This is a genomic window from Longimicrobium sp., from assembly GCF_035474595.1.
GTDB lineage: Bacteria > Gemmatimonadota > Gemmatimonadetes > Longimicrobiales > Longimicrobiaceae > Longimicrobium.
On sequence record NZ_DATIND010000113.1, the window covers coordinates 1 to 5,993 of the forward strand.

General features: G+C 72.8%; 7 protein-coding genes. 6 read left to right on the forward strand and 1 reads right to left on the reverse strand.

The window, feature by feature from the left end:
* The 5 genes from panC to VLK66_RS20470 all read left to right on the forward strand — a co-directional run.
* Positions 1–678: pantoate--beta-alanine ligase (panC, locus tag VLK66_RS20450; protein ID WP_325311330.1), on the forward strand; the 678-nt coding region annotated here is incomplete at its 5' end.
* 125 nt (positions 679–803) lie between these two features.
* Complete coding sequence (panD, locus tag VLK66_RS20455) at positions 804–1,178, forward strand: aspartate 1-decarboxylase (protein WP_325311331.1); 375 nt, start codon at positions 804–806, stop codon at positions 1,176–1,178.
* A 286-nt stretch (positions 1,179–1,464) separates the two neighbouring features.
* Positions 1,465–2,055: an HD domain-containing protein gene (locus tag VLK66_RS20460; RefSeq protein ID WP_325311332.1), complete on the forward strand. Its 591-nt coding sequence runs from the start codon at positions 1,465–1,467 to the stop codon at positions 2,053–2,055.
* On the forward strand, positions 2,027–2,542 hold the full coding sequence (locus VLK66_RS20465; protein ID WP_325311333.1) for a LytR C-terminal domain-containing protein: 516 nt from the start codon (positions 2,027–2,029) through the stop codon (positions 2,540–2,542). The genes VLK66_RS20460 and VLK66_RS20465 overlap by 29 nt, the downstream gene beginning before the upstream one ends.
* A gap of 61 nt (positions 2,543–2,603) precedes the next feature.
* Positions 2,604–3,602, forward strand: coding sequence for a hypothetical protein (locus VLK66_RS20470; protein ID WP_325311334.1), 999 nt, complete (start codon positions 2,604–2,606; stop codon positions 3,600–3,602).
* 67 nt (positions 3,603–3,669) lie between these two features.
* Here VLK66_RS20470 and VLK66_RS20475 read toward each other — a convergent pair whose 3' ends face one another.
* Positions 3,670–4,359: a phosphatase PAP2 family protein gene (locus VLK66_RS20475; protein WP_325311335.1), complete on the reverse strand. Its 690-nt coding sequence runs from the start codon at positions 4,357–4,359 to the stop codon at positions 3,670–3,672.
* A 169-nt stretch (positions 4,360–4,528) separates the two neighbouring features.
* On the opposite strand from VLK66_RS20475, the gene VLK66_RS20480 reads away from it, so the two are divergent.
* Positions 4,529–5,776 (forward strand): DUF4157 domain-containing protein, encoded by a 1,248-nt coding sequence (locus tag VLK66_RS20480; protein WP_325311336.1) that lies wholly within the window; start codon positions 4,529–4,531, stop codon positions 5,774–5,776.
* Positions 5,777–5,993: the final 217 nt, after the last annotated feature.

A 5,993-nucleotide genomic window follows, 5' to 3' on the forward strand; every position in this document is an offset into this window, starting at 1 on the left:
GGGCCCACGGAGGACCTGGAGCGCTACCCGCGCGACCTGGAGCGTGACCTGGCGCTGGCGGCGGGGCGGGGGACGGCGCTGGTGTTCGCGCCCTCGGCGGCGGAGATGTACCCGGGGGGCGAGCCGCGCGTCTCCGTGCTCCCCGACGAGGAGCTCGGCGGGCGGCTGGACGGGGGGAGCCGGCCGGGGCACTTCCGCGGGGTGCTGACGGTGGTGGCCAAGCTGTTCGGCATCTTCACGCCGGACGTGGCGGTGTTCGGGCAGAAGGACCTGCAGCAGGCGGTGCTGATCCGGCGCATGGCCGCGGACCTGGACATCGCCGTGCGGGTAGAGGTGGCGCCGATCGTGCGCGAGGCCGACGGCCTGGCGATGAGCTCGCGCAACGTCTACCTGTCCGCGGAGGAGCGGGCGTCGGCGCTGTCGCTGTCGCGCGCGCTGGAGCGTGCGCGCGGCCTGTACGACGCGGGCGAGCGCGACGCGGGAACGCTGCGCGCGGCGCTGTGGGCGGGATTGTCGGTTCCGGGCGTGGAGCCCGAGTACGCGGAGGTGGTCGATCCGCACACCCTCGGGCCGGTGGACCGGGCCGCGGACGGCGTGTTCTGCGCGGTCGCGGCGCGGGTGGGGAAGACGCGGTTGATCGACAACTGCGAGTTGGGAAGGGAAGAGAAGAAGTCCTAAGTGCTAAGTCCTAAGTGCTAAGTGAACTGCACTCAGCACTCCGCACTTTTCACTTAGGACTTAGGACTTAGGACTTAGGACTCAGGACTTCGGTTCAACTGACTTCGAGCCCAGAGGATCGACTCATGTATCGCACCATGTGCAAGTCGAAGATCCACCGGGCTACCGTGACCGGGGCGGATCTGAACTACGTGGGGTCCATCACCATCGACCCCGTGCTGATGGAAGCCGCGGACCTGCTGGAGTACGAGCAGGTGGCCGTGGTGAACGTGAACAACGGCGCGCGCTTCGAGACCTACGTCATCCCCGGCGAGCCGGGGCAGGGCGAGATCTGCCTGAACGGCGCCGCCGCGCGCCTGGCGCACCCGGGCGACAAGGTCATCATCATCTCCTACGCGCAGTACAACGAGCAGGAGATGGACACGTATCGCCCCGTCTTCATCTTCGTGGACGAGCACAACCGCATCAACCGCGACGGCGTGCGCGCGGTCGGCGCCTGACCGCGCCCGGCCGTTCCGCCGGACGGCGGGATTCGGTAGATTGGATGACGATGCCTCGGCGGTGACATTCCCGCCGGGGCATCGTCGCGCGAAGAGATGGTGCGGCCGCCGTCAGCGGATGCGCCGGCGCCAGCTTCGACGCGCCGATGCCGAGGCCGCAGTCCCGCAGGGACTTTGTGCTGTTGTTGCCCGCGAATTCATTCGCCGGGTTCCTCTGGATGCTGGATGCGCGGCCCGAGCATCATCTCATCTACCGATCGTCTCTCTTTCCCTCCCCATGCTCACCATGCAGCACGCCGATACCACCGTGACCCCGCTCGTCCGCGACGCCGCGGAGGGGCGGCTGCCCGACTGGGTGCAGGCGAAGCCGAAGCGCCGCGAGCACATGGCGCGCGTGGCCAACCTCATGCGGCAGTGGGCGATGGAGCTCGGGCTGGGGGATGACGAAACGGCGCGCTGGGCCGCCGCCGGCTACCTGCACGACGCCCTGCGCGACGCCGACCCCGACGAGCTGCGCCCGATGGTGCCGCCCGGCTTCCGCGAGCTGCCGGGAAAGCTGCTGCACGGCCCCGCCGCCGCCGAGCGCCTGGACGGCGACGCCGACGGCGAACTGCTGGACGCGGTGCGCTGCCACACCCTGGGCTGTCCCCGCTTCCGCGCGCTGGGGCGGGCGCTGTACCTGGCCGACTTCCTGGAGCCCGGCCGCACCTTCTCGCCCGAGTGGACGGAGTCGCTGCGCCGCCGCATGCCGCGCGACATGGACGCCGTGCTGCGCGAGGTGGTGGAGGCACGCATCGGCCACGTGGTGCGCAGCGGCGGCACCGCCCATCCCGAAACGAAAGCCTTCCATGCCCAGGTCCAAGCCGAAGCGCGGTAGCGGCGCCCAGCCGGCGCGCGGCGGCCGCGCGCAGACCGTCGGCATCTTCGCCACGCTGGCCGCCGTGGCCGTGCTTCTCGGCTCCGTGGGCTGGGGCGTGCGTGAGTACCTCCGCGGCCCCCGCGCCGCCGATCCCGCCGCGGCCGCGGACAGCGCGCGCGGTCCCGCCGCGCGGGCGCCCGCCGGCCGCGTGCGCGTGGAGGTGCTGAACGCGACCACGACCCATGGACTCGCACGCCAGGCGACCGACGTGCTGCGCGACCACGGCTTCGACGTGGTGCAGACGGGGAACGCCGGGCGCGGCACCCGCCCGGATTCGTCCGTGGTCATCGACCGCGTGGGGCGGCTGGACATGGCGCGGCAGGTGGCCGACGCGCTCGGCATCCACCGCGTGCAGGCGCAGCGCAACGCCAACCTCATCCTCGACGTCACCGTGGTGCTGGGGCGGGACTGGCGCGCGCCGGCGGCGCCGCAGCCCGCCCGCTAGTCCACCCACGCGCACGAGCCGTCGCGCCAGCCCCGGCCATCTTTTTTGCCGCGTCCCTCCGATGGAATCGAACGACCCGTCCCTCCCTCCCTGCACCTGCGACCTCTACTGCACCTGCATCCACGACGCGGCGTACGGCGACGCGTACGCGGAGCAGGACCGGTACGAGTCGTGGCTTCCCCCGCACCGGCGCCAGTACCACCGCATCCAGCTCGGCTACAGCTATCCCTCGCTGTGGAGCCCGGACGCGAAGCTGCTCGTGCTGGGCAACAACTCCAACTGGATGGACTACTCGCGCGAGCGGTCGCGCTCCGATCCCAGCCAGTACGGCTCGACGCGCCACCTGTACTACTGCGGTGGCGACTGGTCCACCGCGTCGCTCTCGTTCCCCGATCCCTGGTCGCCGCCGTACCGCTTCCACGCGGCGGTGCACCGCCTCGTGGCGCTGATCACGGGGAGCGACGACGCGGCGGTGTGGGCGCTCGAGAACCACGTGCTGGTCAGCAACGCATCTCCCTACTGCACCTCCGACTTCGGAAAGGTGGAAGGGTACGCGCCGGGGCACACCGAGCGGCTGTGGCGCCGCTGGCTGCCGCGCCTGCGTCCCGAGGTGATCGTGTGCCTGGGGCGGGAGAGCGACCGCCTGATGCGCGCGCTCTTCCGCGTCCGCGAGGCGGCGGGGCCGGCGGACTGGCGCTACAAGTGGTTCGACGCCACGCACATGGGCCAGCCGGTCCGCGTGGCGGCGATGCGGCATCCGGGGTGGTACTGGGCGAACGCCCGCTCGCCACGGGTGCGTTCGGCGCTCAGCCCCGCGCTGGCGCTGATGGACGACATGGGGGCGATGGTCCAGGGGCTCGGCCTGGGCGAGCGGCTGGGGGAGAAGCTCACGGCGGGGTTTCACTGGCCGGGCGAGTTCGAGGCGGAATCGCTCGCGGACGTCCGCCTGTACTACCACCAGCACCGCCGCTGGCCGGAGGGGCTGGACGAATATCTCCAGCAGCTGAGCCGCCCGCGTCGCGAGCCCGGCACCCGGCGCCGCCGGGCGAAGGAGGGGTAGTCCCGGTCGATGCGAACGGCCCCCGGCATCCCGTCCTCCTGATGCTGATCCCCGCCGACCCCGTCCGCTACCGCCGCCCGGCGGCCTCGTACGCGGCCAGGCAGGCGGCGGCCAGCGCGATCCCGCCGATATAGCCGCCGAGCACGTCCGAGGCCCAGTGCTTCTCGTCCAGCAGGCGCCCGCCCGCGGTGACGGCCGGGATGGCGGCGGCGATGGGGAGCGCGGCGTACGGGCTGGCGATTCCCTCGCGCGCGAGGACGTACGCGCTCGCGAGGCCCACCGCGGCGGGGCCGAAGGCGTGGCCGCTGGGAAACACCGGCTTGGTGCGCGACTTCCGCCCCGGCGGCGGGGGCGGCTGCGGGAGCCACGCATCGAACGCGTGGTTCAGCCCCGTGGCGATGACGCCGGCGGCGAAGATGGCGCCCGCGCCCGCCGCGCCGGACCGCCGCTCGTCTTCGCCGTCGCCGCGCTGCGCGGCCAGCACCCACGCGGAGGTGCCGAGCGCGGCGGGGATGTAGGTCCACCACTTTCCCACCGGCGAGAGCGCGGCGGCGGCGCGTCGCACCGGGCTTCCGTCGGGCGCGCCGGTGCGCTCCAGCACCTCGCGGTCGGCGCGGGCGGTCTTGCGGCGCGCCACGGCGGCGTTCAGCACGCCGAAGCCCACCGCGCCGGCCGCGGCCACGGCGGCGAGGGCCAGCGCGCGGCGGCCGGCATCGCGGCGCGCCCCGGAATCATCGGATCGGTCGGGGTTCGTCATGCGGCGGATGTTTGGCGAGATCCGTACCGCCGGCCGCGCAGCATCGTCCCTCGCATCGTCCCCCGCTGCCGTGGGGATCGAACAGGAGACTGGCGCCGCGGGGCCGCGGCGATGAGCTTGGTGGCGGGGTTCCCGGGCGGATACGGTGCGGCGGAGGGGTTCGGAGACGATGCGTTCATCCACGCGCAGGCGCGGTGCGGTCCCGCAGGCCGGCTGGAGCGGAGCGGAGACCGTGCGTCCGCCGCGGCCGGCCGTACGCGAAGCACAGGGACAGGATGCGCTGGCGAGCCCTCCGCCCGCGCACCAGTTCGCGCGGGTGCCGGTGTTCGCGCCGGCGCCCGTGCGCGTGCAGGCGCAGCCGCGGACGAGCATGCCCGGCGACGCGCACGAGCGCGAGGCCGAGCACGCCGCCGCGCAGGTGATGCACGCGCCCGGCGGGGAGAGCCTGCAGGGAGAGGCGGGAACGCGCGACGGCGGCGCGGGCCGCGACGCCGCGCCGGCCGCGCCGCTCCCCGGCGGGCTGGGCGCGGCGGCGGGCGCGCGGCTGGACCCGGCCACGCGAGCGTTCATGGAGCCGCGGCTGGGGCACGACTTCTCGCGCGTGCGCATCCACACCGGCACGGCGGCGGCGTCCAGCGCCGAGTCGCTCTCGGCGCGCGCGTACACGGTGGGCTCGCACGTGGTGTTCGGGGCGGGGCAGTACCAGCCGCACACGCCCGCCGGCCGGCGCCTGCTCGCGCACGAGCTGGCGCACGTGGTCCAGCAGGGCGGCGGCACGCCCACGCGCGGCGGGCCGCACGGCGTGGCGGTTCGCTCCGCCGCGGCCGCGGGGCAGGTGCAGCGCGACGCCGAGCTGGACGCGGAGCAGACGAAGAACGGGCTCGCCGCCGCGAAGAAGGCGATCGAGGAGCTCGAGGCCACCGCCGCCAAGTCAAAGGACGCGCTCCCCGAGTACATCCGCGACGCCATCAAGCTGCTGCGTGCCAAGCTCGACGCCGGGCAGATCAAGATCTACGCGTTCGAGGGATTGAAGCACGGCCAGTTCAAGGGCGACGAAATCCGGCTGGACGGCGCCACGCCGGACGCGATCAACGTCACCACGGTGCTGCACGAGGGGGTGCACGCCGCGCACAAGGGGAAGTATCCCAAGCTCGGCAAGCGTTACGCCGACGCCGAGGGAAAGCAGGTCAGCCTCTCCGACCCCGGCACGGCCGACCTGCTGCGCTGGAAGGCCTGGACGGAGTACTGGGCCTACCGCGCGCGGCTGGACTACTTCAACCCGTCCAGCAAGGAGCCGATGACCGAGGAACAGATCCACAAGACCACGCTGCAGAGCCCCGACGTCCGGGTGTCGCTGCTGCAGGCCCGCAAGGCCGATCCCGACTTCGATCCGCGCACCTGGAAGCCGAAGGGGTGAGCGCCGGCGGTGCGCCGCGTTCGCCGCCTGACGCCATCGTCGGCAATCATCGGCGCATTGCGAGAAAAACTCACAAAGACGTCATCCTGAGTCGAACACCGCGCTTCGCGCGACCACGATGGATGAAAGGGGGAGGCGTCCTCCAGAGCGGAACCGGCTGCCGAGCCGAACAGCCTCGCGCAGTTTGCGAGGCTTCCCGTAGTTGTTGCTGCGACTT